The following is a 23,394-nucleotide window of genomic DNA, read 5'->3' as shown; positions in this document are numbered from 1 at the left end:
GCGTTGCCTGGTTAGAAGTTGTAAATAATGCCCAGCGACAGGCCGGTGGTGTTTTCGCCGGCAATGGCTGGTACAGAGGTGCCGCGGCCACCGGCTGAGATGCGGTAACTGGCGGCATCATCGTTAGAGGTAATGCCATAGGCGGCATAGAGTGTCAGATCTTTGCCCAGGTTGCGGTCTACCCCGACTACGGCTAAGGTGGCTCCGCTGTCCGGGCTGTCGTTGTCACTTACCTGATACAGTTGGCCGCGTAGCGTAAATTTATCCAGTTTGTAGCTGGCACCGGCACCATATACATCGCGGTCGCCGCCCGGAATATCGCTGGCATTCTGGTAAAGCGCTGATATACGCAGCTGCGCACTGATATCGTAATAGGCACCAAGCCGGATGGCCTTGGGATCAACGCCGTCTATACCTTCAAAGCTTTCATAAGCGGCTGCCAGATACAGGCCTTTTACGTCATAAACCAGGGAGGTACTGTAAGAGTCGCGTACATTGTCGGTGGTAGCACCGGTAGTGTTATGCGGCGTGTAATGCAGGGTCCAGCTCAGGTTATTAAATTTGGGGCTTTGATAGGCTACGCCATTTTTAAAGCGTTCATCAAACACATTGCCAATATTACTGCTGCCGGTGTTGATACGCGTAAGGTTACGAAGATCACCAATACGGTCGCCAAATTGGTCTACCTTGCTGCGAATGGCTTTTAATGGTGTGTCGAACTGGCCCACTTTTAGCGTACCAAAATCACCACGCAGGCCAACGTAGGAGTCGCGGTCGGCAAACTGGCCACCGCCTTCGTCAAAACGAATGGTTTGTTCCAGTTGTACAAAGGCTTCCAGGCCGTCGTCCAGCTTAGTGCTGGCGCGAAAACCCAGCCGGCTGGCGTTGCTGGACACGTTAGTGCCGCTGTCGACGCCATTGTCCAGCTGGTCCAGCGATAAATGAGCGCGGCCATAAATAGTTACATCAGCTGCCTGAGCGGCAGCGCCGGCAGTAGCAAGCAGCAATGCAGCCGCCACCTTACCTGTAGTAAAAGATGTCATAGTGTCTTCCTGAATAATTTATTGTTGGTTTAAGTTGGCCCGAATGGGCTGGGGGCAATGCTGCTGTGGTGTATTAACGTTATACTGGAAAAATGGAATAGTAAAACTGTTTTATATTCACTTTTGGAATATTAAATAAGCGAGTTAAGTGGGGAAGGGCATTTAAGCATTGCCGTAAATCTCTTTATTCGCTAACCAGCGTTTGATCAGCTGCTCGCTGGCGTTGCGGTTTTGCTGCCACAGCGTGGTGGCAATTTGCTGCGCTTGTGGCAGCAGGTCAGCGTCGCGGCTTAGGTCGGCTATTTTAAACTGCAGCACACCGGTTTGCCGGGTGCCGAGCAATTCGCCCGGACCACGTATTTCTAAATCACGCTGGGCAATAATAAAGCCATCGTTACTGTCACGCAGTACGCCAAGCCGTGATTGCGCGGTGCGGGACAGCGGCGCATGGTATAACAATACGCAGTGCGAGGCGGTGCTGCCACGACCAACCCGACCACGTAACTGATGCAGCTGGGCTAAGCCTAATCGTTCCGGGTTTTCAATGATCATTAAGCTGGAGTTGGGCACGTCTACGCCGACTTCAATTACCGTGGTGGCAACCAGCAAGTCCAGCTCGGCGGCGCTAAATTGTTGCATTACAGCTTGTTTTTCTGCTGCTTTTAGCCGGCCATGCACTAAACCAATACGTAAGTCGGGCAAAGCTTGTTGTAAATTAACTAAGGTATCTTCAGCGGCCTGACATTGCAGCGTTTCAGACTCTTCAATTAAGGTACAGACCCAATAGGCCTGGCGTTGCTCGGTTTTTACTGCGCTGCGCACCCGCTCGATAATATCATCGCGCCGCGTATCCGGTATCGCCACAGTAGTTACCGGCGTGCGGCCCGGTGGCAGTTCATCAATAATTGAGGTGTCCAGATCGGCATAGGCGGTCATCGCCAGCGTACGCGGTATCGGTGTGGCGGTCATCACCAGCTGATGCGGATAAACGCCTGCGATACCGCCTTTTTCCCGCAGTGCCAGCCGCTGGTGCACGCCAAAGCGGTGTTGCTCATCGATAATAATCAGAGTTAAGGCATTAAACTCGACCTGTTGCTGAAACAGCGCATGAGTACCAACCACCATTTGCGCACTGCCATCGGCAATGGCGGCCAGCGTGGCCTGCCGCGCTTTGCCTTTGGTTTTACCGCCAAGCCAGGCCACACTGATATCCAGCGGCGTAAACCAGCGGGCAAAGTTGGCGGCGTGTTGCTCGGCCAACAGCTCTGTTGGCGCCATTAGCGCTACCTGATAACCATTGCCAATGGCGGTAAGCGCTGCCAATGCAGCAACCAGGGTTTTGCCCGAGCCAACATCACCCTGTACCAGTCGCAACATCGGCAGGTTTTGCTTCAGATCATGGCGTATTTCGTCAGTTACCCTTTGCTGGGCCTTAGTGGGCGAAAACGGCAGCGCAGCTAAAAAGCGCTGCTGCAGGCTGTTATCGATACGCAGCGCTATGGCTTGCTGCTGCTGGCTTTGGCTACGCAGTTTGTACATGCTGAGTTGCTGCGCCACTAACTCTTCAATAATCAGCCGCTGTTGTGCCGGGTGCTTACCCAATTCCAGCAGTTGCAAACTGGCATCCGGCGGCGGCCGGTGAATATAGTGCAACGCTTCGCTGAGTGACCAGTTTTGTGTCAGGTTGCCGGCCAGGTATTCATCCGGCTGGCTGCGCTGTAAATACTGCAAAGCGGCGTCGGTCAGATTGCGCCAGGTCGCCTGACGCAGGCCTTCAGTGGTTGGATAAATCGGCGTTAAGGTTTCGCTTACTTCTGTTAGCTGCTCGTCGTTGTGTACCCGGTATTCCGGATGCAGCATTTCCAACCCGCGAGGGCCGCGTTTGGCTTCGCCAAAACAGCGCAGCAGCACGCCGGGGCTGACGGCGTTTTTTTGTGCGGCGCTAAAATGAAAAAACCGCAATGTCAGATAACCGCTGCCGTCTTTAATTTTCACCAGCCAGCTGCGCCTTTTACCAAGTTGAATGTCACTGCTGACCACTTCGCCCAGCACAGTACCGTGCATTAACGGCATTAAATCGGCAATGGCATAAATGCGGGTGCGGTCTTCGTAACGTAGCGGCAGATGAAATAAGATATCTTGTATTGAGGTGATGGCCAGCTTATGCAGTTTTTCAGTAACCTTGCTGCCAACGCCTTTAATAGTGGTAACGGCCTGAGCAGCCAGCGGAGAAAGATCGGTCATCAGGGCTGTAGTGGTAAAGGAGGCAGTAACATGCTTTGCGCTATTGCCTGATCATAAAGCCGCGCCACTGTGCCGTCTGTCACCATATCTGCCAGGTGTTTACGCAGCAGCGGCTCCAAAGAGGCGTGCGCGCTGCTGCGGGATAAGGCTATGTGTATGTAAGATTGATTATTGCGGCCTAAATCCAGCCCAGCGATACGAAAGCGATGCCGGTAACTGCTGGTGGTGTTGATGGCATCCGACGTGCTGACTGTGGGGGATATTAGCGCATCAACCCGGCCGCGTAGTAGCATTTCTAAGCCGGCTTCTATCGAATCTACGGTAACCGCTTGGCGTGGATGCTGCTGCAAAAAGGCCATCACGCTGGGGGAGTACAAATAACTGCGGATACTAACCAGGGTTAAATGTTGCAGCTGGGCTTCAGTGTCGATAATACGGCTGTCGTTATAGCGTAAAAATAAGCTTTCCGGCACTGTCTTATTGTAAGGTAACATAAACATGTTGCTGTTGCGCTCGTCGCTATACTTCAGGTTTGACATTAAATCGACCTTACCTTCAGCCATCATGCGCAAACAACGGGCTGTGGGGGTGCGGGGCGTAAAATGCAATTTAAAACCTGCGCGTTTAGCCAATTCCTGCATTAAATCAACCGAGGGCCCATAAGGCTCGGGCGTGTCTTCATAATGATGAAAGCGTGAAAAGTGATCCAGACACCAGACTAGTTGCGGCTCAGCGGCATTGCCCGCTGCTACCGGCTCTTCAGCATAAGCCAGAGTGCTGGTCAGCAGGCTGGCCACCAAACACAGCGGATAAAAAATACTATGGCTGGGTAGGATTTTCATCATTAGTGTGTTGAAGGCACTTCCATGACGCCATCAATCTCAATTTGCGCGCCGCGCGGTAACGCCGATACCTGCACCGCAGCGCGGGCCGGATAAGGTTCGGCAAAATACTGGCTCATAATCTGGTTAACGCTAGCAAACTGACTTAAGTCGGTGAGAAAGATATTTACTTTAACCATGTCATTTAAACTGCCACCGGCTGCATCGCATACCGCTGCCAGGTTTTTAAATACCTGATGGGTTTGTTCGGCAAAATCTTCTGACACCATTTGCATGGTCGCTGGCAGCAGTGGGATCTGACCAGACAAATAAACCGTGGTACCAATTTTTACCGCCTGGCTGTAAGTGCCAATAGCTGCCGGGGCATCACTGGTCCGGATAATTACTTTAGACATCTTGTTTATTTCCTTCTGTAAACTTTTTGCACATCTGGCATGACGCGGATTTTGCGCATCACATTGGCCAGATGTATCCGGTCGCGTACCGACAGGGTTATTTTAATCACATACTCGCCGGTGTCTCGGTCATCGGTGGCCAGATCCTGAATATTGGAATCCTGCGACGCTATCAGTGTGGTGAGTTTAGCCAACACACCCTGGCGGTTAACGATAAACACGCGGATATCACATAAGAATTGCTTATCGCCGGTTTTATCCCAGCGCACCGGGAAGAACTTACCCGGCTCTTTATCCCAACCTTTAATATTACGACAATCGGCGCGGTGCACGTTCAGGCCCTTGCCGGGGGTGGCACTGGCAATAATTTCATCGCCCGGTATCGGCCGGCAGCACTTGGCAAAGGTTAGCAGCATACCTTCAGAACCGATAATAAAGGTTTTACTTTTTGGCAGTGGCCCGGCGGCTTCTTTGCTGCCGGAATCGTCGGATTCAAACTCGCCCAGCAGGCGGCGGGCTACCGCTATGGCCAGTTGGTTACCCAGACCAATTTCGCTGCACAATTCGTCCAAGGATTTTTGCTTGGTATTCTGCAGTACCTGCTCTATTCGCTCGGGGGCGATATCTTCCAGTTTTACTTCACCCAGCGCTGAGCTGAGCAAACGTCTGCCCAAACTGATTGATTCATTTTGTTGCTGTTTTTTCAGGTAGTTACGTATGCCAAGTATCGCCCGGCTGGTTACCACATAGTTAAGCCAGTTGGCATTGGGCTTGCCACCCGGGCTGGTAATAATTTCAACTGTCTGGCCGGTCTCCAGCGGCTTATTCAGCGGGTAAGGCCGGCGGTCTACCTTGGCCCCGACGCAGCGGTTACCGATATCGGTATGCACCGCATAAGCAAAATCTACCGCAGTGGCGCCAATTGGCAGCTCGACAATTTTGCCTTTCGGCGAGAACACATACAGCTCGTCCGGATACAGCTCGGATTTCACATTCTCGACAAACTCGGCACTGTTGCCGGCGTTTTGTTGTAATTCCAGCAGGCTTTGCATCCAGCGCCGGGCGCGTAACTGCGCCGTGGTATCCTGGCCCTGACCATTGGCTTTGTATAACCAATGCGCTGCTATCCCCATATCAGCTGTCTCGTCCATTTCCCGGGTGCGCATTTGTATTTCTACCGGTATGCCGTGCGGGCCAATTAACGAGGTGTGCAACGACTGGTAGCCGTTTTGCTTTGGAATGGCGATATAGTCTTTAAAGCGGATTTCTATTGGCTTGTACAGGTTATGCACCACACCCAGAGTGCGGTAGCAGTTATCTATACTGCTGACAACCACCCGAAAAGCATAGATGTCCATCACATCGTTGAACATCAGCTCTTTGTTTTTCATCTTGCGATAAATGCTGTACAGGTGTTTTTCGCGGCCACTGACATCGGCAGTAATGCCGGCCTGCTCAAGCCGGCCTAAAATTTCAAACTGAATTTTTTCCAGCAGTTCACGCCGGTTGCCACGCGCTTGTTTTACGGCTGTAGATAAGGCCCGGTAACGCATTGGGTACAACGCCTGAAACCCCCAGTCTTCCAGCTCGTTTTTTATATTATGAATACCCAGCCGGTTAGCGATGGGGGCGTATAGTTCAAGCGTTTCTTTGGCAATGCGGCGGCGTTTTTCTGGCCGTAGTGCACCTAAGGTGCGCATATTGTGGGTGCGATCGGCCAGTTTAATTAAGATCACCCGGATATCCTGCGTCATGGCCATAAACATTTTTTGCAGGTTGGTAACTTCAAACTCGTGATAATCTTTAAACTTTACCTTGTCCAGCTTACTGACGCCCTGCACCAGCTCGGCAACGGTTTCACCAAACTGGCTGGCTAGCTCTTCTTTGCTGACGGGGGTATCTTCAATGACGTCGTGTAACAACGCCGCCATCAGGGTTTCGTGGTCCATGTGCATGTCGGCCAAAATACTGCTGACCGCGACCGGATGAGTAATATAGGGTTCACCGCTGGAGCGTGTTTGCGGCGCGTGCGCATCCCGCGCCACAATGTAAGCCTGTTGCACCAGGGCAACCTGCTCGGCGGGTAAGTAAGCACTAATCTGGTTTTTCAGACCTTCAAATAAATACACCTGTGCTCCCAAACTGCGACAGCAAAGCCAATATGGCGTTAAGCGAGTGATTTATTAAGAATATACGTCTATTTAGCGCAGTTGCCAACGGCTAAACGCCGCTGGCTGCATCCGGAGGGGGTTTATTCTTGCTCTGAGCCGATAATTGCAGCTACTGCCGCCATTTCTGAGGCTTCTTGCTGAATTTGCTCGCGGCGTTCCTGCTCGTCTAACACGGAATTAGTAATAAAACCTTTTTCGATTTCACGCAGTGCAACTACAGTAGGTTTATCGTTTTCGATATCTACCATCGCTTCTTTGCCTTCTACCGCTAACTGACGGGCACGGCGTGCAGCCACCAGAATTAAATCAAAACGGTTACCAATTTTATCTACTGCATCTTGAACAGTTACGCGTGCCATCTATTGCTCCGAGTGTGCGGGTATTCACAAGACCGCATAGTTTACGCTAATTTGCTGATTTCGCCAACAGTTGCGACAGTAAAGCCTGCTGTCGTGCTGCCTGGCTGGCGTAACCATTGCGTTGCGCCAACACTATACGTTCAAGTTCTGCTAAAGCTGTATCAAAATTATCGTTGATAATCAGGTATTCATACTCATTGGCATGGCTCATTTCGCTGTGTGCCTGGGCCATACGTTTGGCGATGACGTCGCTGGCATCCTGGCCGCGATTGTTCAGCCGTTGCTCCAGTTCAGTTAAGCTGGGCGGCAGAATAAAGATCCCCAGAGCCGAGCTTTCCTGCGCCTTAATTTGCCGTGCACCCTGCCAGTCGATATCTAAAAACACATCGATACCCTGGCTTAAGCTATCGCGGATACTGCTTTTAGCGGTGCCGTAGTAATTACCAAACACTTCGGCCCATTCAAAAAACTCGTCTTGGGCTATCAGCGCTTTGAACTGTTCGACGCTGATAAAGTGGTAGTGCACGCCGTCCTGTTCACCGGGACGCGGTGCGCGGGTAGTGTGGGATACGCTAACCTGCATATCACTGTGGCGTTTTAACAAAGCCTGGATCAGGCTGGATTTACCGGCACCGCTGGGTGCCGAGATAATAAACAGGTTTCCGGCTAGATGTTGCATAGGGTTCAGGCTCGCTTGGGCACTTTGCGCAAAGACTGCGGATTTTAGACGCTGTTGGCTATTGCTGCAAATGAGATCACTTTTTTAGTTTTGCTTTAACCGATAGCGTCAGGGTAAAGCTGGCCATCGGCTCATCGCCGTGCAGGCTGGGGCAGGTTACCAGCACCGACACCGGCTTGTTAATGCGCTCGCCTGTGGCCAGAGACTCATCAATCATCGCATCAATGATGGCTCCGTCATGGCTGGCAAAGTGCACTGTTGCTTCCGGCCGTTTTAAAAACTGGCCCTGCACGTCTTTAAAGGCAAAATTAGCGTTTACACCCCGGGCACTGGCTTTGCTGAATACCAAAAACGCACCGGCCAAATCGGCACCTATGGCCAGGGCGCCAAAATAAATGCTGCCCAGATGGTTTTTAGTGCGCCAGCTGTGTGGCATGGTAACTTCCAGCGTTGTGCTGTCCATGCGGATAATTTTAGGCTTACAAAAGCCAATCAGCGGTATATAGCGCCAGGCAAAAAAGCGTAAGCCCCAGTTGGCTTTGGTTAAAGCAGAAAACATAATAGGTCCGTCAGTGTAAATGGTTAACAAATCGAAGCTTAACACTGGTCAGACCAAAAGCAAGTGTTGTGATGTTAGTGTAATTGGCACTAAAGGGTATGGCCGCTTTTCCGGTATAGTCGGCATTATTTAACAAAACAGGAAACCAATATGCAAACACTGGGTGCAGTGACACTGGTGCGTAGCATTGCCGAACAGCGCTGTCCTGTTACGCTGGCTTCGGCCCTGGTCGATTGGCTGAGCTACGATGGCCTGGGGGTGGATCAGGCGCAGCGGGCTGCAAAGCTACAGGAAGCGTTGACTACTAACCCCAAACATAGCGCCGCTATAGCGCAGGTGCTGTTTAGCTGGTTAAGTGAAGTCAATATCTATCCGGCGCTGGTAAGTTCCGGTTTGTTTTCCCGCCGCGGCTTTTTACGGGAAATGGCCTCACGGCTGTATGAAAGGATAAACCCGGCGCCACGTGATCAGAACGATTTTAAAGATATGCTGGTGCAGTTGTTTAACGGCAAAGATCAGCCGCAGTGGCTATGCCCGGCAAGCAGTGAGGCTATTCAGGGCTGTTTTGCCGCATTGTGCGCCAATGCTGAGCCCGCACTGGTGGCAAAAATGCGCGGCCATTTTCAGGAAGAATGTTTGTATGCGCTGGAAATGCTCGGCATTTGGGTTGCTGCTGAAGAAATTGAACCTGATTTGATGCGGCTGGACCGGCGCTTAAGCAGTCTCGACTCGCCATTTATTGCGCTAAGCCGCGAAATGAACCTGTTTGTTCAAAGTGGCCGCGACAAACTGCATGATCCTGATTTGCCGCTGCTGGATACTGCCCATCTGGATGTGATGATTCAGCAATCACGCGATCAGCTGGAGCGGTTGCGCCGGCGTGGTGCCGGTGTGGGCAGTTCGGTATCGGTAGCGCATTTGCTGGAACGGTTAGAGCAAACGCTGGATCGCATAGTGTTGCTGGTTGACCTGCTGCAAGCCGATACGCCTGCGCAAGGCGGTAAATTATTCAGCTTATTTAGTTTGTTGGCGCAGGCCAGCACCGAGCAAAATAGTATCGGTGCCTTGTGGCGCAGCAGTACCCAGATGCTGTCAAAAAGTATTACCGTAAATAAAAGCGGCCACGGCGAGCACTACATTGCCCGTGATAAAAGCAGCTTTTTTGCCCTGATGCGCTCGGCGGCGGGTGCCGGAGTTATTATCGCACTGATGGCATTAATAAAAATTTATATCCAGCAGCAGGGCTTTAGTCCGTTTTACGAAGCGGCGCTTAGTAGCCTGAATTATGGTTTGGGGTTTGTGCTTATTCATATGCTGCACTTTGTTATCGCGACCAAACAACCGGCGATGACAGCTGCCAGTTTCGCTCAGGAAGTCGAGCGTGGTGAAAACGGCCGGGCAGTAAATAAAAAGCTGGCGGCGCTGCTGATTGACGTAAACCGTTCGCAGTGGGCTGCCGTGTGGGGCAATGTTACTGTCGCCATAGTATTGGCCTGCAGCATTGCTATCGCGGTCAGGCTGGTAACCGGCTCGGCCTTGTTGACGAGTGATATGGTGGCTTATCAGCTAGCGGCTGTTTCACCGGTTAGCGGGCTGGCGTTGTTTTATGCTGCCATTGCCGGCTTGTGGCTGTTTTGCTCAGGTATTATCGCTGGCTTTTTTGACAATCGCGCCAACTGCCTGGAGCTAAGGTTGCGGTTATATCAGCATCCTTTGCTGAAAAAGTTGCTGCCGGATAGTGCCAGACAACGATTTGCTAACTACCTGCACGACAACTACGGTGCGCTGGCGGGTAATTTTTTGTTTGGTGTGCTGCTGGGTATGACCGGCTATGTTGGCTATTTAAGTGGTTTACCACTGGATATTCGCCATGTAGCGTTTTCGTCGGCGAACCTGGGCTACAGTGCGCTAAGTGGTGACATTGGTGTGTTAAGTTTCTTACTTAACTTACTGTTTGTATTGCTAATTGGCTTTGTTAATTTATGGGTTAGCTTTACGCTGGCATTGGCTGTTGCGCTGCGTGCACGTGGCACCAGCATCAGTAAGTTGCCACTGCTGTTAAAAAGCCTGTGGGAGCAAGCCAGACAGCAGCCGCTGAACCTGTTTTTTCCGGTGAATGCTGTTAAGCAAACGGTAGCAGAGGCAACCAAAGCTGCAGAGCCCAAAGCCGCTGTCAATGTGGAAATAAAAGCTGACACGGCCAGCATGCAGGATAAGTAACGCCGGCGGCTGTCTGGCGCAGGGCGGCCTGTGCTAAAATAGCCGCCTTTATCTGCGTATTCCGGAGTACTTAGTGTCAGCATTAGCCAGTTTATATCCGCAGCCGTTATGGCAATGGTTCGCGCAAATTTGCGCCATTCCGCATCCTTCCAAGCACGAACAAGCGTTAAGCCAACATATTCAAACCTGGGCGCGTGACAAAGGTTTAAGTGTGCTGGAAGACAAAGTCGGCAACCTGATCATTAAGAAGAGCGCGACGGCGGGTATGGAAAACCGCAAAACCGTAGTGATACAGGCGCATTTGGATATGGTGCCGCAGAAAAACTCTGACAAAGTACATGATTTTACAACCGATCCTATCGACGCCTATGTCGATGGCGATTGGGTGAAAGCCAGGGGCACTACGCTGGGTGCTGACAACGGCATTGGTATGGCGTCGGCGCTGGCTATTCTGGGCAGTGATGACATTAAACACGGCCCGCTGGAAGTGCTGCTGACTATTGACGAAGAAGCCGGTATGACCGGCGCTTTTGGCGTCGAGCCGGGCATGTTGCAAGCAGAAATCCTGATCAATACAGACTCGGAGCAGGAAGGTGAAATTTATATGGGTTGTGCCGGTGGCGTCGATGCTGAATTCAGCGTAGCAGCGCAGTGGCAACAACCCGGCAGTGATGTCACGGCAGTTACTTTAAGCTTAACCGGCCTAAAAGGCGGCCACTCTGGCGTGAATATCCATTTAGGCCGGGGCAACGCCAATAAACTGCTGGCACGCTTTTTAGCCGATTATGCCCAGGACTTACAACTGTCTGTGGCGGCGTTTAACGGCGGTTCGCTACGTAATGCTATTCCGCGTGAGGCCAGTGTTACTGTAACGGTACCGGCGACAAAACTGGCGCAGTTGCAACAACAGGTTGTTGATTTTGAAGCGTTATTAAAGCTGGAGTTAACTGCGGTAGAGCCGGCATTAAAATTAAGCCTGAGCGAAACTACGTTGCCGGCTCAGGTACTTAGTGCCGATACACAAAGCACCTTGGTTAACCTGTTAAATGTCTGCCCGAATGGCGTAATGCGCATGAGCGACGAAGTAGCCGGTGTTACCGAAACCTCGCTGAATATGGGCGTGATCACCACCAAAGATAACAGCGTGCAGGTGTTGTGTTTAATCCGCTCGTTAATTGACAGCGGCCGCGAGCAGGTTGAAAGCATGCTAAGTTCACTGGCGCAGTTAGCGGGCGCAGAAGTGAAGTTCAGCGGTGCTTATCCCGGCTGGAAACCTAACCCGGATTCGCCGGTTATGGCGATAGTACGTGACACCTATCAGGATATTTATCATAAAGAGCCGGTGATTATGGTTATTCACGCCGGCCTGGAGTGTGGCCTGTTTAAAAAGCCTTACCCGGATATGGATATGGTGTCTATCGGCCCTACTATTCGTTTTCCGCACGGCCCGGATGAAATGGTTAATATCACCACCGTAGGCCAGTACTGGGAACTGTTATTAGCAGTGCTGGAGCGGATCCCCGAGCGCGGTTAAGCACCGGCGTTGATACAAGCCCCTGTTCAGGGGCTTTTTTCTGCCTGTTATCTGGCAAAGAAAGCTGTTGTAGTTTTAGGTATGCCGCTGTACATTTGGTACATTAAATTTACAAAACGCAGCCATTGCCGTCTGGTTAGAATGCTGCCTGCCGTTACCCTTTCTAAGGATACTTATATTGAACCGCAGATACTTACCGTTATTGCTGCTGAGTTGTTGCGCGCAGTCACAAGCCTTTGTCGAAAAAGAAGATGGTGCGGCAATAGGAAATGGCGGTATCCCCTGGGAGCTGTTTGTCGATCGCGGTAAATTACTCGGTTGTATTTACGACAGCCGGTTTTACTCGCTGGGCTCGATTTTGGTGCTGGAAGCGTTGCCGCGTAAGTGTGAGCTGGCGTCAGACCGCACCGGTATGTGGTCGCAACTGTCAGAAGCCGAAATGCAGCTGTTTAAAGAAAATATTGAGACGCAGCAAAAGCTAGAGCGTGAGTCGACCTATATTGGTAAAGATCCGATTAACGAAGCTGAAGCCCGGGTAATAAAGTATCTACGCCGGGCTAAAGCGTTTGCCGATAAACAAAAGGGTTAGCGCAGCAAGTAATCCAGCGCGGCTGTTACGGCGGCAACCTGAGCCAGTATGCATTGCTCCGGCGTGGCACTTGGGCTGTCCGGATACACTTCAGTGGTACTAACCAGCGGTGCCTCAGTTACGCTGGCGCATAAACCCAGGCTGGCTTTGGCGTAGTTAATTACACCAAATTGTTCAATGTTTTCGCCGATAAGCTGGCCGTTTTCATCGGCCGCTGCAATATGGGTGATCTTAGCCACCTGGTCGATAATGGCTTTTTGTAGTGCCGGACAAGGGTGTTCGGCATCGTCTACCAGATAAAAGCCGTCCGGAATATTCCAGTTGTTGTTTATCGTGCCATCGCGCGCCGCCTTGGCCGGGCGAAACTCGCTGTTATCCGAGTCGGTAGTTTCGTGCAGATCAATATGCAGCGCAAAATGTACATTCAGGCCGGCCAGATATTGCCTTACCAGTTGGGCTTCAGCGGCTTTGCCGTCGGCGCTAAAGCTGCGGTTTGGATCTATTGCATCCGGGTTCCAGCGGTTAATGGTTTCATAACCCCAGGGGCTGATGCAGGGCAGCACCAAAACATTCAGTTTGTCGCTGTATGCCTGAGCTTTAGTCTGTAAAAAGCGCAGTGCACCATGCACACCGCTGGTTTCATAGCCATGCACACCGCCGGTAACCAAAACAGTCGGCTTATCGCTTTGCCAGTTGCGGCTTTTTACGGCAAACAGCGGGTAGCGTTTACCGCACACCGGCTGATAATCCAGTTCGCCGTATTGCTCAAGATCAAAGTCGTGCTGCAGTGCTGTAATCGCCGGTAGTACGTCGTCGAAAAAGCTGCGTTTAATCTGTTGCTCGCTAAGCCACTGGGCGGTTTCTGGCTGGCCCCAACGTTGACCCACAGTGCCGATATGATAGATAGTGTTCATGCTGTAATCCTGTATTTATAACCGCAGTAAGCGCCGTAAAATGTGGCGTGACTATAGCATTGCAGCGTTTTGGCGGCTATGGCGTATGCCTTACTGGTCAGTGTTTTCAGCGACTGGCTGATGCGTGCCCGCCATCAGTCTGGGCGCGCCCTGTTCAGTGCGGCTTACTAAACGGCCCTGGGTTAAAATAGACACCCAATGGCCATCTTTGTGTTTCATCCGGCAATGCAATTTGTAGTGCTCCAGCTCGCCGGCAAAATGGCGCTGTAGCAGTTGCTCTGCTTTAATTCTGTCTTCAGGGTGTACCAGTTGTACCCAGGTATCAAAATGCAGTGGCAACAATTCATACAAGGCATAGCCAAGCTGCTGCGCCCAGCGCTCATTAAAAATAACGTCGCCGGTTTGCACATTCCACTCCCAGGTTGCCAGTAGTGAGGTATCGATAATACTTTGCAACCGCTTAATGGTATTGTCGGCCGCTTGCAGCTCCAGTTGTTTACGTTGCTGGGCAAGCTGATTAAAACGTATAGCAATTTCTGTCTCAGCCAGTGCGGCTAAGTCTTGCAACGAGGTGAGTTGCAGCGCATTTAGCTCGCGGGGGATATCATCAATAATACACAGGGTGCCAAGCGGAAAGCCCTGCGGTGAATGCAGCGGTATACCGGCATACAAGCGGATAGCCGGTGCGCCGGTTACCAGCGGGTTATCGGCAAAGCGTTGGTCCAGGCTGGCGTCGGGTACATAGAGAATATCGTCATTAAAAATGGCGTGGGCACAAAAGGAGACATCACGCGGGGTTTCTTTTAGTGCTGTACCCTGGCGCGATTTAAACCACTGTTTTTGTTCATCAATCAAAGTAAACAGCGAAATTTTGCAACCAAATAACGCCTGCGCCAAGCGGGTAAAGCGGTCAAAACCTTCATCAGCCAGGTTATTAAGTAAGCCAGAGCTGGTTAACGCCTGCAAGCGTTCAGTTTCGTTGTGTGGTTGTGGCGGTAGTTGCATCTGCTATAAAGCCCCGTAGCGAATACGCAAACCCAGAGTGTAGCTAAAGTGGATTTTAAATGCGTAGTGTCAGTGAAAAATAGCTTAGTGTAGAAACTGTTTATTGGGGGGGAACATGAAAGTGAAGCTTGAAATGGTGGCCCCAGCTGGAGAGCCTTGGAACGGTTTTAAAGGGCTGCGGGCTGGTCTAAACCCTTAGAAAATCAGCGTTTACACCTCCTTTTTCGACTTTAATCTTGGTGTCATAAGGAGTGTCACGTGAAAATTTTACCGTCTACTTTTCCCTTCACGCAGAAAAAAATTTCCGACGTTTTGCCTGAGTGTAAAACTCGTCGTTACACCGACAAACACTTGTCAAATCTCAAATTGGTGGTTACACCAAAAGGCAGCAAAACGTACTATGCCATGTACAAGGTGGCAGGGCAAGCTCGCTCAGTTAAAGTTGGCTTTGCTAATGAGGTATCTTTAACTGATGCCAGAGCAAGAGTTGTAGAGTTGGTTAACTCTGAAAAAGAGAAGCGACACCGGACTTTCTTGCCACCCGATCTGAAAAAGCTGCAAACATTAGAGCGGCTATCTGGCTTTACCGTACAAGATGCTTACCGTGCCTACTACGAAAACCATTTAAAACATCGTAAAACCTCAGGTAACCGGCAGCATGCTCTGCACCACACGTACACTAATTATCTGCAACAGATACTGGGTAAGTTAGATATTACGGAACTAAACCGGAAATGGCTGGCAAAGTGTCTGAAAAACATCTTTTTGGCTAAGGGTTATACCATTCATAACAAATGCGTCACCGTGCTAAAAGCCATGTTTAATTATTGCTTAGTGTACGAAGATAACTATGCACTGGAGTTTAACCCCGCATCCCTGTTGAAGAAGGAAACAGGGGTTGTCAGAAGCCGTTATTTGTCGATGCCGGAAATCGTAAATCTGCTTACTGAACTCAATGCGCTAAACCATCCGGTATTCACGGATTTATTTAAAATGGCACTGTTTACCGGGGCAAGGATTGGTAATGTTAAGTCTATGCGCTGGGATGAAATAGACTTTAATAATGCGACCTGGATTGTACCGGCCATTAAAACCAAGACGAATAAAACCTACCATTTGCCGTTAACTGCTCAGGCTATAGAAATACTCGGCAATCGCTACGATCAACGCTCAGAAAGCCCTTTCGTATTTCCAAGTAATCGCTCTGCAAGCGGTCATGTTATGGGAGGCGATGCTATCTGGAAAAAGGTGATTACAAGTGCCGGTCTGTATTCGAAGAATAAGGATATCCGTATCAGAAAACATGATCTGCGACGCACCTTTGCGTCACTGCAGGCACTGAAGGGGGTTGATATAAATACCATTAGTAAAACGCTGGGGCATACCGATATTAAACACACCCAGATATACGCACAAATCGACAGCATTAAATCTAAAGCTGCTATCGATCTTGCGTTTGGTGACCTGCCATTAAACTGCAAATAGCGCAGCGTATAGGTTACTTTTTCTAACAGAAAAGGTAATAAAACGTTTATGCAATAAACCAGCAAAGTGCGAAATAGGAGAGCGGCGAATGCCGTTTTCCTATGAAGCAGGCGCATGTACGGCTGGCCCGTACCACCCCCGAAATCGTTTTGCGCCCAAGCGCAAAATTTAGGGGGATACCCGACAGGGGAGACACCTAAACCCCGACCGTTTCGCCAGAAACGGCTGGTGAGGTGCAGCCGGGACAAATGCGCAGCATCCGGCGAACCCACACCGCGAATTTCGGGGGTGGTACGGGGCAACGCTCCGGTACATGCGCCTGGTGTTCTGACGGGCTAGCGCCAAAGGCGCGTAAAGCCAATCCGGCCTCGAGAGGCCAGGAGTGGCGGGCACGGCAGAGCACATGGCTAACCGGCAAAGGCCGGTTGGTCATCCTGCACAGCAGGTTTGGCTTGCGATAATCATCGCAAGTGGCATAACAAGCATAGCTGCACAGCATCTGGCAATGAAAATACGCAGCAACTAAGCCTGAATTGCACAAATTTGCCCGAAGCGGAGATACCTATTTCTGACATTAACACTCAGAAACAGGAGTAAAAAAGTATGTCCGCAGACATCACTGAACAGTACCAACGGTACTTCGATGTCGATATGCAATATCGACATGGCAGCAACAACCAACAAATCGGCAAATCCCGCCGCGAATACACCCTTAAAATAGTCGGGCGTTTTGGCATGACAATTCCACTAATAATCGCATGGCTGTATGGCATGTCTAAAGCGCAGGCGCTAGTGCATCTTAATAAGCTGGTGCAGCAAGAACTACTGGAAGTAGTACCAACCCATCGCTCGCCAGATGAGCGGGTATACATTCTTAGCCGCAGTGGCGCACTCTATGCTGAAGAGCTCACCGGTATGCCCATTTATTTTCGCTCAACTTCGCAGCCGGAATTGCGGGTAAACCTGAATACGCTGTATCACGACTTAATCATGCAATTCATCATTCTGCTCGGCATGCCACAAAGTAGTACCGGCAGTACTCACAGCCAGGATATCTGGCATGGTTTTATAACAGACTTAGAAGTGCGTCGCTTAAGTAAGGCTGGGCACTGGCGCAATGTAGATGCGATAGTGCAGGAAAATGATGGCAGCATTACCGCAGTAGAAATGGAGCATTCGTTTAAGCAACTGCCCACGCGCAAAAATATCCTGCTGCAGTACCTGCAGGATTTAAATAACGGCCACTACCAAAAAGTGATGCTGTTTTCTCAGAAGGTTGAAGTACTAAACGACATGAAGCGCATTAATTGCAATATCATTGAGTTTTTGCTGGCAACCAAAAGCGCTGAGCGCATTACCGAGCAGGATGTCACTAAACTGCAGCAAGCGCTGGTATACCGTACTAAATATTGTGAGGAAATAAGGCAGCGGTTTTATGGTTAGTCCTGATTAGAACCAATACTTTCAGACAGTCAATGCTTTACTAATTGCTGCCTGCTTAGTGCCAATTGCGGCCAGAATGAGTATAGCGCTTTAGGGGAAGTCCACGGAAATGAAAAAATCTCTTTTACTTTGTAAGTCATTGTAAGTCTTGAAAAAGCAGAGTAGTGTTTATTGCTTTAAATTTTGGGGGCTGATTCGTGTTCAAATACATGTATTGATTTACGAGAAACGCTAGCAAATGCTCTCACTTGCAATAAATATCCTTGGGCGTGGTAGTCAAATTCAAAATGACATGACATTCTGTCTTTACTTCGAGACGGAAAATTTATTTGACTTCAAAATTGCATGAGCTCGGCAGTATGAACTAGTTTAAGGTTTTGATATGTCAATTCCACACAAACCACCATCAGGAAACCCGGAAAGAGAAGCTATCAATTCTCTTCGTGGCTACGTATATCAGATCTATCAGTCAGTCCTCGCCTGGACCGAAATAGGGGATGACGAATTTCTATATTTAGAGGTTGCAGAAGATTATGCAGTTGCAGCTGAGAATGCGCTCCAAGTGGTTCAAGTTAAAGACACTGCAAGTAGTGTCACAATTAATTCTAACGGCATCATTGCTTCAGTCGATAGTTTCATTGATCTACAGGAAAAGAATCCCAGCCTAAAAGTTTCTATGCGCCATCTCACAACCTCAGTTATAGGAATGGAAAAGAACTCCGAGCATCGAATTGGTGAAATACCGACTCTGACTGCGTGGCGAAATCTTGCGAAGGCGGGAGATTTGTCTGCTCTTCGCAGAGTTCTCGGAAATTCCAAATTATCAAGCAAATCCAAAAAGTACATTGCGAGCCTAAGTGACGCGGATCTTCGTCAAAACTTTTTAAAGAGAATTCACTTCGATTGTGGAGCACCAGACTCGACATTCCTTGAACGACAAATTAATTGTAGGATATCCAAGCTTGTAATAGAAAGAGGTGGAGTGCACTCTCAGGCAGAAAATTGCACAGCCAATATTCTGCTGCATATATTGAAGCTATCTACAAACAAGAACCGTAATGAACGGTTTGTAGACCGCGCAGGCTTGGAGGAACGTCTAGAAGCGGCGACGCAGATTACTCTGAACAGAGCTCTTTTTGAAGCTAATAATCGATTGATGGGGAAAGCGCTATCGGCTTCTTTGTCTGCGGGCACCGACTTAACGAATTCCCAAAGTATTAAACCGAGTCTTGTCTCAGAAGTACCACTCCCTAGAGCTCTGGCAAATCGGAACAAAGAAGTTGGCCAACTTCTGCATAACCTAGAACGATTTGGTATCTGCTGGATTACTGGTGCAGCGGGCATGGGAAAGACTATTGCTGCCCGTGTTCTTGCCCGCAGAAATGAAGGTGTTTGGGCTAGTATAAACTTAAGAGGTCAAGCTGGAAAACAGGCTGCGCTTACTTTGTCTGAAGTTGCTAATGCGATGCCGAACAATGGGTTGCGAGGCCTGATAGTTGACGACCTTAATTGTATGTTTGAATCGGCTGTTCTAGACAATTTGAACTACTTGTACCATACCGCCAGCCGGTCGGATGTACTTTTAGTTGTCGTCTCATCCAATCCACCGACAAGTGAGTTTCTATTTGAATCCTCCTTGGGAACAGGAATCAATATAACTCTCAGTGAATTCACCAAGGAGGATATTGAAGAGATACTTGAGAAGATTGGAGTGAAAGGCGAAAATTGGGCAAAGTATACTCATTTAGTGTCGGGTGGTGGCCATCCTCAACTTGCTATCGCCTTCATTCAAAGTATGGCTGCATCAGGATGGAATCCTAAAGAGTTTCTGACCTTTAATACCTTGTTTACTGGTTCTTCTGAAGTTGATGATGTAAGGCGACGTGCTCGTGAGAGACTTTTAACAGACCTTCCTGATACAGCCCGACGACTAATTGAACGCTTATCCTTGAAAGCCGGAGGATTTGGTAGAGAGTTAGCAATTGACCTTGGCAAGGTTTCGCCTCCAATCCAAGACTCTGGGATCATATTAGATAGTCTTATAGGTTCCTGGATTGACCAACACAAAGGCAACCGGTTCAGCCTTTCTCCGTTGCTTAACGACTACGCTTCTAAGACACTTACAAATGATGAAAAGAAAAAGATTCAAAGCGCTATTGCTGACTCGTTAACTAAAGGGAACCTGCTTGACGCAATCGATATGGATTCTGCGCTTATTGCCGCTTGGAGCAGCGAAAATAAAGCTGCGGTACTTAAATTATGCATTGCGGTTATTAAAGCTGATGATGACGAGATTAAGCTGCTTTTGCCTCACTTGACGACGTTCACGTTGTTCAGGACTGATACCATAGCGTATCCAAGCGATGCTGCAATTAGTCATATGTTTCGAGGTGTTCAAGTACTTCTTATAAACCAAGAGAGCGATTCTTCAGTGAAGTTAGAGGGTATCCTGCGCTGTTTTTCTGAGGAAGCACGAAATGTCCCGAACGAAGCTGTGCGTGTTACAACGAACTTATTGGTGTATTCGAAATTGTTGCTTCAGACATCCAAAGCGGGGCTTGGTTTAAACTTTTTGGGTATCATTAATAAACTTGACCAGCTTCTTCAAAATAAGAATGGTGTGCTGTCTACAAAAGCATTAAATAGCCTGGGAAATTTTCAAGAAAAGGGTATCAGTCCAATTGGTTTTATGTTCTTGAATCAAGTCCACCAGCTCTCCAAGATTGAAGACCTTGCAATTGCCTTCGATTTTCTCGATAGTTCGTCGTCAGAAATGCGTTCAAGATTGCTGGAATCACTTGGTAACGACGACTTTCCAATAGATATGCTGATTACAGGAGCATGGTTGAGTGAGCACAAGAACAACACTATCGTCCCAACTGTTCATAGCGCCATATTTGCCCGTTTAGAGAAGCAAGCTGTCAGCTGGAATCAAGTTGAGGTTGCGGTTTGTTGCCGGAAGTATCAGGCCATTATCTTGGATGAGTATGGCAACGACAAGGAATCCGCACTGGCTGTGCTAGATGAAGGTCTTACGATTTATGGGCAGACTAATTCTGAGCTTGTTCGCTCAAAAGCGAAGATTCTGTATCGTTCAGAAGATCACGATGGTAACCTTGCCCTCTCCAAAACATTAATCGAAGGCAATGCGCCATTAAACGAGGTTGAGAAGGCATTCCTAGGCAGAGATGCCGCGATCAGTGCAGAGAAGCAGGGAGATTTTGAGACGGCGCGACGGTACTATCTCTTTGGAAGTGATGCCGCAGACAAATCCGAACTTCCGGATATGGTAGCAATGCGTGTCGGGTTATTAGCAGATGCAGCCCTCGCAAGTTGGCATTCTGGGAATAGGCTTACTTGTTTACAGGACTTCGTAATAGTTCTTGGCGAACTTAATAAATTTGCTCCGGACGAGACACTGCGCACTGCGCATTGCCATGCTGTTACTCGGCATGTCTTGCTTTGGCTGGATCAAGACGCCACTGGAGAGCCTCGGTTGCTAGAAGGTGGTCAAGAAATAAAAGTTCACCCAGGTTGTGTAAGCAATCCAGAGCCTCATCCAGAGATTGGAAGGCGCTATATTACTCCCATTGAGATGGCTTGGTACATGCTAGCTGTGGTCGAAAACCATACTTCTTTTGATGCTGGTATATCTGAAAACTTAGAGCAGTTTTTGCCTAACGGCCCTGTCCTCGAAGGCCAATTGCTACTGAATCCAGCAAAAGTCCACAAAGCATTTATTCGACGCGATGCTAAGCTATTTGTCGATGCTTTAAAGGAGAGAGTATCTCACTTCACTTACATACAGGTTATAGGTAAACAATCTAATTTTCCCGATTTTAGGAGTGTGACCTACGGCACTTTTCCGTTGGCTACTAAGAATCAGCAAGAGTGTTTAACTGAGTTTACTGAGCGACATATTCTCCTTTTTCTAGCCATGTGTATTCTTAAAGAAGACGTCGAATCATTTAAAAAGGCGCTTGGGGAAATTTCTATTGCTAGCGGATTCACAGTGCGTACGGTACTAATGGAAAGTTTGAAAAGAAGCGGGTCATCTAAAGATTTTCATCAGCAATTTGCACACCTAATCCACTCGCAAGCTAAATGCTTGTCTGGTTTCAGTGTAGCTTTGCCTCTGGAGATTTTTGAAATGGCTTTTAAGGTTTTGTATATTGCTGATAGAACAGGGAACTATAAATTGTTTTCTGCAAGCTTAGTGCCTTGGTTGCATAGAAGATGGCAATTTACATGGGAGCACCAACGCTTTTTACTAACTCACCCTTCACTGTATGGTGAACAAATCAAGAATGCCTTTGGTCAGAAAGGTATTCCTGACCAGATTAAGGTAGTGAACATGTTGCTTGCAATTCTTCCAATGCTTGGAATCAGCAACAAGAATGAGGTGGAACATTCTCTATCTGGCTTGCGGAAAAAATTTTGTTCAAATAGCAAAAGTAACTCAGTCTGAATCGCTACTAGTTCAATTGACACATCATAACCATTCTTTTGTGCGAAACCCAGGCAATCTGGTTGGCGTCTACATTTGGTTATTGAGTTAATTCCATTGGCCTAGTGAACGAAGGTCTGCTTCGTTCATAGCAGCCTGTCAGATTAAGTCTGTAGACCTGTAAAACAGGCAAGCTCTAATACGAGAGTCTAATGATTATCGATGCAACAACGCCAGCATTAAGCTGGCGTTGTCACGGCGCGTCCTTGCGCCATTATCGAGTCCTTTCACCGGTCATGACCTGACCCGGCGTCCCATCGGGGAGCATACTTGTACAATTACGCGCAGACGTTATGCCACGCGCTACCCGTAAGGTTCTGCCCAAAACCTTACTCGCTCAGAATTAACGGCCGTAGGCACGGCCTTCTAATGCCTTTTGGCGATAGATGGGGGGTATTTATGAAGAACAACAATCATGCCCTTACCCTTAGTTAGTCGCCGGGAAGGCAAATTTTGAGGGCTTGGTGATATTTTTCGACGTGTTAGCGATTGCTGTCTGAGTTTGATGACGAATAGAGTTTGTTAAGTCTGGGCCTTACAATAAAGAGATAACTCAGTAAACCAGAGATAACAACGCCAACAGCCGTAAGTAGCAAATAAAGACCCACACTCATGCTAATGCACCTCCGTTTTTAAGTAATCATACTTATCAAAGCGCCGAAAACCAGCACTAATTGATTAGTTCGTTGTCATTTGGAGCCTCAGTCATGTTTAATCGACGTCGGATCTGATACCGGTTGATAGGTGCTGGGTTTATCTATCTGCTGCGCAGTTAAGTCATACGGAATATGTGGTTGCAGTAGCGGTGTAAATTCATCCGTGTCAGTAATGCTCTCGTCTAGCCAGCGGTTTACAAGTGTTAAGTCTATGGGCAACAGTAACGGTGATGCTTTGGTGTGTATGTGCATGAGCTTAGGGTGTGGTGGTAAGGTAATTACTGAACAGGAAAGAGCTGTCTCGCCGGTAGTTTTGTTCACCCATTCCCTGCACAGGCCACCCAGCAAAATAGCACCGTCTTTTGCTATCAGGTCATGGTAATGCAGCGGCTTGTTGTTCACAAACTCTGTTTCGCCAAAACCTTTGGCCGGTATAACACAGCGGCTGTGGCGGTACGCCTGGTAGCCTGCAGAGCCTTTAAAATTTAGCTTATCGTAGCGGGTGTTAAACGACGTGTATTTAGACGGTTTAAATCCGGTATCTGCAGGCTCTAACAGCAGCCACCAAATAGCGTTGTCCATTCGGCGAATGCCGTCTTTCTGCCGGACAATACTCAACTCATTAGTGGCTCGGATAAACCGGCTAAAAATTTGGCGATTAGGGAACAACTGGATCTGCAGCCCCTCACACAGCTCTCTTACGCCGGGATCGTCGATAACGTTAAGTCTGCCGCACATAAGTTGATTTC

Annotated in this window: 17 protein-coding genes; 6 read left to right on the top strand and 11 right to left on the bottom strand. The window is 48.9% G+C overall.

From position 1 onward, the window contains the following. Positions 1–11: 11 nt before the first annotated feature. From MN202_RS04925 to MN202_RS04890, 8 genes are all read right to left on the bottom strand, one after another. Entirely contained in the window at positions 12–1,043 is a 1,032-nt protein-coding gene (locus MN202_RS04925) for a porin (RefSeq protein WP_335734977.1), read from the bottom strand. Positions 1,044–1,205: 162 nt separating this feature from the next. Further along, the gene (recG, locus tag MN202_RS04920) at positions 1,206–3,287 is read right to left on the bottom strand and encodes an ATP-dependent DNA helicase RecG (protein ID WP_335734976.1); all 2,082 of its coding nucleotides are present in this window, start codon (positions 3,285–3,287) and stop codon (positions 1,206–1,208) included. Then, the gene (locus MN202_RS04915) at positions 3,287–4,132 is read right to left on the bottom strand and encodes a substrate-binding periplasmic protein (protein ID WP_335734975.1); all 846 of its coding nucleotides are present in this window, start codon (positions 4,130–4,132) and stop codon (positions 3,287–3,289) included. The genes recG and MN202_RS04915 overlap by 1 nt, the downstream gene beginning before the upstream one ends. After that, positions 4,132–4,524, bottom strand: coding sequence for a RidA family protein (locus tag MN202_RS04910; protein WP_335734974.1), 393 nt, complete (start codon positions 4,522–4,524; stop codon positions 4,132–4,134). The genes MN202_RS04915 and MN202_RS04910 overlap by 1 nt, the downstream gene beginning before the upstream one ends. Before the next feature lie 5 nt (positions 4,525–4,529). Then, positions 4,530–6,653, bottom strand: a complete 2,124-nt coding sequence (gene spoT / locus MN202_RS04905) for a bifunctional GTP diphosphokinase/guanosine-3',5'-bis pyrophosphate 3'-pyrophosphohydrolase (protein WP_335734973.1) — start codon at positions 6,651–6,653, stop codon at positions 4,530–4,532. 122 nt (positions 6,654–6,775) lie between these two features. Next, positions 6,776–7,054: a DNA-directed RNA polymerase subunit omega gene (rpoZ, locus tag MN202_RS04900; RefSeq protein WP_335734972.1), complete on the bottom strand. Its 279-nt coding sequence runs from the start codon at positions 7,052–7,054 to the stop codon at positions 6,776–6,778. Positions 7,055–7,100: 46 nt separating this feature from the next. Next, positions 7,101–7,733 (bottom strand): guanylate kinase, encoded by a 633-nt coding sequence (gene gmk, locus MN202_RS04895; RefSeq protein ID WP_335734971.1) that lies wholly within the window; start codon positions 7,731–7,733, stop codon positions 7,101–7,103. A gap of 76 nt (positions 7,734–7,809) precedes the next feature. Then, positions 7,810–8,292 carry a DUF4442 domain-containing protein gene (locus tag MN202_RS04890; RefSeq protein ID WP_335734970.1) on the bottom strand — a complete coding sequence of 161 codons (483 nt, stop codon included), beginning with the start codon at positions 8,290–8,292 and terminating at the stop codon, positions 7,810–7,812. Positions 8,293–8,442: 150 nt separating this feature from the next. On the opposite strand from MN202_RS04890, the gene MN202_RS04885 reads away from it, so the two are divergent. From MN202_RS04885 to MN202_RS04875, 3 genes are all read left to right on the top strand, one after another. After that, positions 8,443–10,512: a site-specific recombinase gene (locus tag MN202_RS04885; protein ID WP_335734969.1), complete on the top strand. Its 2,070-nt coding sequence runs from the start codon at positions 8,443–8,445 to the stop codon at positions 10,510–10,512. A 73-nt stretch (positions 10,513–10,585) separates the two neighbouring features. Then, positions 10,586–12,046 carry an aminoacyl-histidine dipeptidase gene (locus MN202_RS04880; protein WP_335734968.1) on the top strand — a complete coding sequence of 487 codons (1,461 nt, stop codon included), beginning with the start codon at positions 10,586–10,588 and terminating at the stop codon, positions 12,044–12,046. 178 nt (positions 12,047–12,224) lie between these two features. After that, on the top strand, positions 12,225–12,635 hold the full coding sequence (locus MN202_RS04875; RefSeq protein ID WP_335734967.1) for a hypothetical protein: 411 nt from the start codon (positions 12,225–12,227) through the stop codon (positions 12,633–12,635). Here the strand turns inward: MN202_RS04875 and MN202_RS04870 are convergent. Together MN202_RS04870 and MN202_RS04865 are read right to left on the bottom strand one after the other, a co-directional pair. Further along, positions 12,632–13,549: a M14 family metallopeptidase gene (locus MN202_RS04870; protein ID WP_335734966.1), complete on the bottom strand. Its 918-nt coding sequence runs from the start codon at positions 13,547–13,549 to the stop codon at positions 12,632–12,634. The two genes, MN202_RS04875 and MN202_RS04870, sit on opposite strands and share 4 nt — an antisense overlap. A gap of 90 nt (positions 13,550–13,639) precedes the next feature. Then, positions 13,640–14,554, bottom strand: coding sequence for a PAS domain-containing protein (locus tag MN202_RS04865; RefSeq protein ID WP_335734965.1), 915 nt, complete (start codon positions 14,552–14,554; stop codon positions 13,640–13,642). Positions 14,555–14,812: 258 nt separating this feature from the next. Between MN202_RS04865 and MN202_RS04860 the strand changes: the two genes are divergently transcribed. The 3 genes from MN202_RS04860 (at position 14,813) to MN202_RS04850 (ending at position 21,950) form a co-directional block, all read left to right on the top strand. After that, positions 14,813–16,039 carry a tyrosine-type recombinase/integrase gene (locus tag MN202_RS04860; protein WP_335734964.1) on the top strand — a complete coding sequence of 409 codons (1,227 nt, stop codon included), beginning with the start codon at positions 14,813–14,815 and terminating at the stop codon, positions 16,037–16,039. A 603-nt stretch (positions 16,040–16,642) separates the two neighbouring features. Beyond that, on the top strand, positions 16,643–17,482 hold the full coding sequence (locus MN202_RS04855) for a hypothetical protein (RefSeq protein WP_335734963.1): 840 nt from the start codon (positions 16,643–16,645) through the stop codon (positions 17,480–17,482). A 382-nt stretch (positions 17,483–17,864) separates the two neighbouring features. Further along, positions 17,865–21,950 carry a hypothetical protein gene (locus MN202_RS04850; protein WP_335734962.1) on the top strand — a complete coding sequence of 1,362 codons (4,086 nt, stop codon included), beginning with the start codon at positions 17,865–17,867 and terminating at the stop codon, positions 21,948–21,950. Between the two features lie 740 nt (positions 21,951–22,690). Here the strand turns inward: MN202_RS04850 and MN202_RS04845 are convergent. After that, positions 22,691–23,383, bottom strand: coding sequence for an SOS response-associated peptidase family protein (locus MN202_RS04845; protein ID WP_335734961.1), 693 nt, complete (start codon positions 23,381–23,383; stop codon positions 22,691–22,693). Positions 23,384–23,394 lie beyond the last annotated feature (11 nt).

Origin of the sequence: Rheinheimera muenzenbergensis, from assembly GCF_036984005.1 — a bacterium.
Taxonomy (GTDB): domain Bacteria; phylum Pseudomonadota; class Gammaproteobacteria; order Enterobacterales; family Alteromonadaceae; genus Alishewanella; species Alishewanella muenzenbergensis.
The sequence above is the reverse complement of the archived record's forward strand: the minus strand, read 5'-3'. Positions and strand labels throughout refer to the sequence as shown.

Coding starts and splice junctions, on each gene's coding strand:
- MN202_RS04925 (WP_335734977.1), bottom strand. CDS start 1,043: ATGACATCTTTTACTACAGGTAAGGTGGCGGCTGCATTGCTGCTTGCT.
- recG (WP_335734976.1), bottom strand. CDS start 3,287: ATGACCGATCTTTCTCCGCTGGCTGCTCAGGCCGTTACCACTATTAAA.
- MN202_RS04915 (WP_335734975.1), bottom strand. CDS start 4,132: ATGATGAAAATCCTACCCAGCCATAGTATTTTTTATCCGCTGTGTTTG.
- MN202_RS04910 (WP_335734974.1), bottom strand. CDS start 4,524: ATGTCTAAAGTAATTATCCGGACCAGTGATGCCCCGGCAGCTATTGGC.
- rpoZ (WP_335734972.1), bottom strand. CDS start 7,054: ATGGCACGCGTAACTGTTCAAGATGCAGTAGATAAAATTGGTAACCGT.
- gmk (WP_335734971.1), bottom strand. CDS start 7,733: ATGCAACATCTAGCCGGAAACCTGTTTATTATCTCGGCACCCAGCGGT.
- MN202_RS04890 (WP_335734970.1), bottom strand. CDS start 8,292: ATGTTTTCTGCTTTAACCAAAGCCAACTGGGGCTTACGCTTTTTTGCC.
- MN202_RS04885 (WP_335734969.1), top strand. CDS start 8,443: ATGCAAACACTGGGTGCAGTGACACTGGTGCGTAGCATTGCCGAACAG.
- MN202_RS04870 (WP_335734966.1), bottom strand. CDS start 13,549: ATGAACACTATCTATCATATCGGCACTGTGGGTCAACGTTGGGGCCAG.
- MN202_RS04865 (WP_335734965.1), bottom strand. CDS start 14,554: ATGCAACTACCGCCACAACCACACAACGAAACTGAACGCTTGCAGGCG.
- MN202_RS04855 (WP_335734963.1), top strand. CDS start 16,643: ATGTCCGCAGACATCACTGAACAGTACCAACGGTACTTCGATGTCGAT.
- MN202_RS04850 (WP_335734962.1), top strand. CDS start 17,865: ATGTCAATTCCACACAAACCACCATCAGGAAACCCGGAAAGAGAAGCT.
- MN202_RS04845 (WP_335734961.1), bottom strand. CDS start 23,383: ATGTGCGGCAGACTTAACGTTATCGACGATCCCGGCGTAAGAGAGCTG.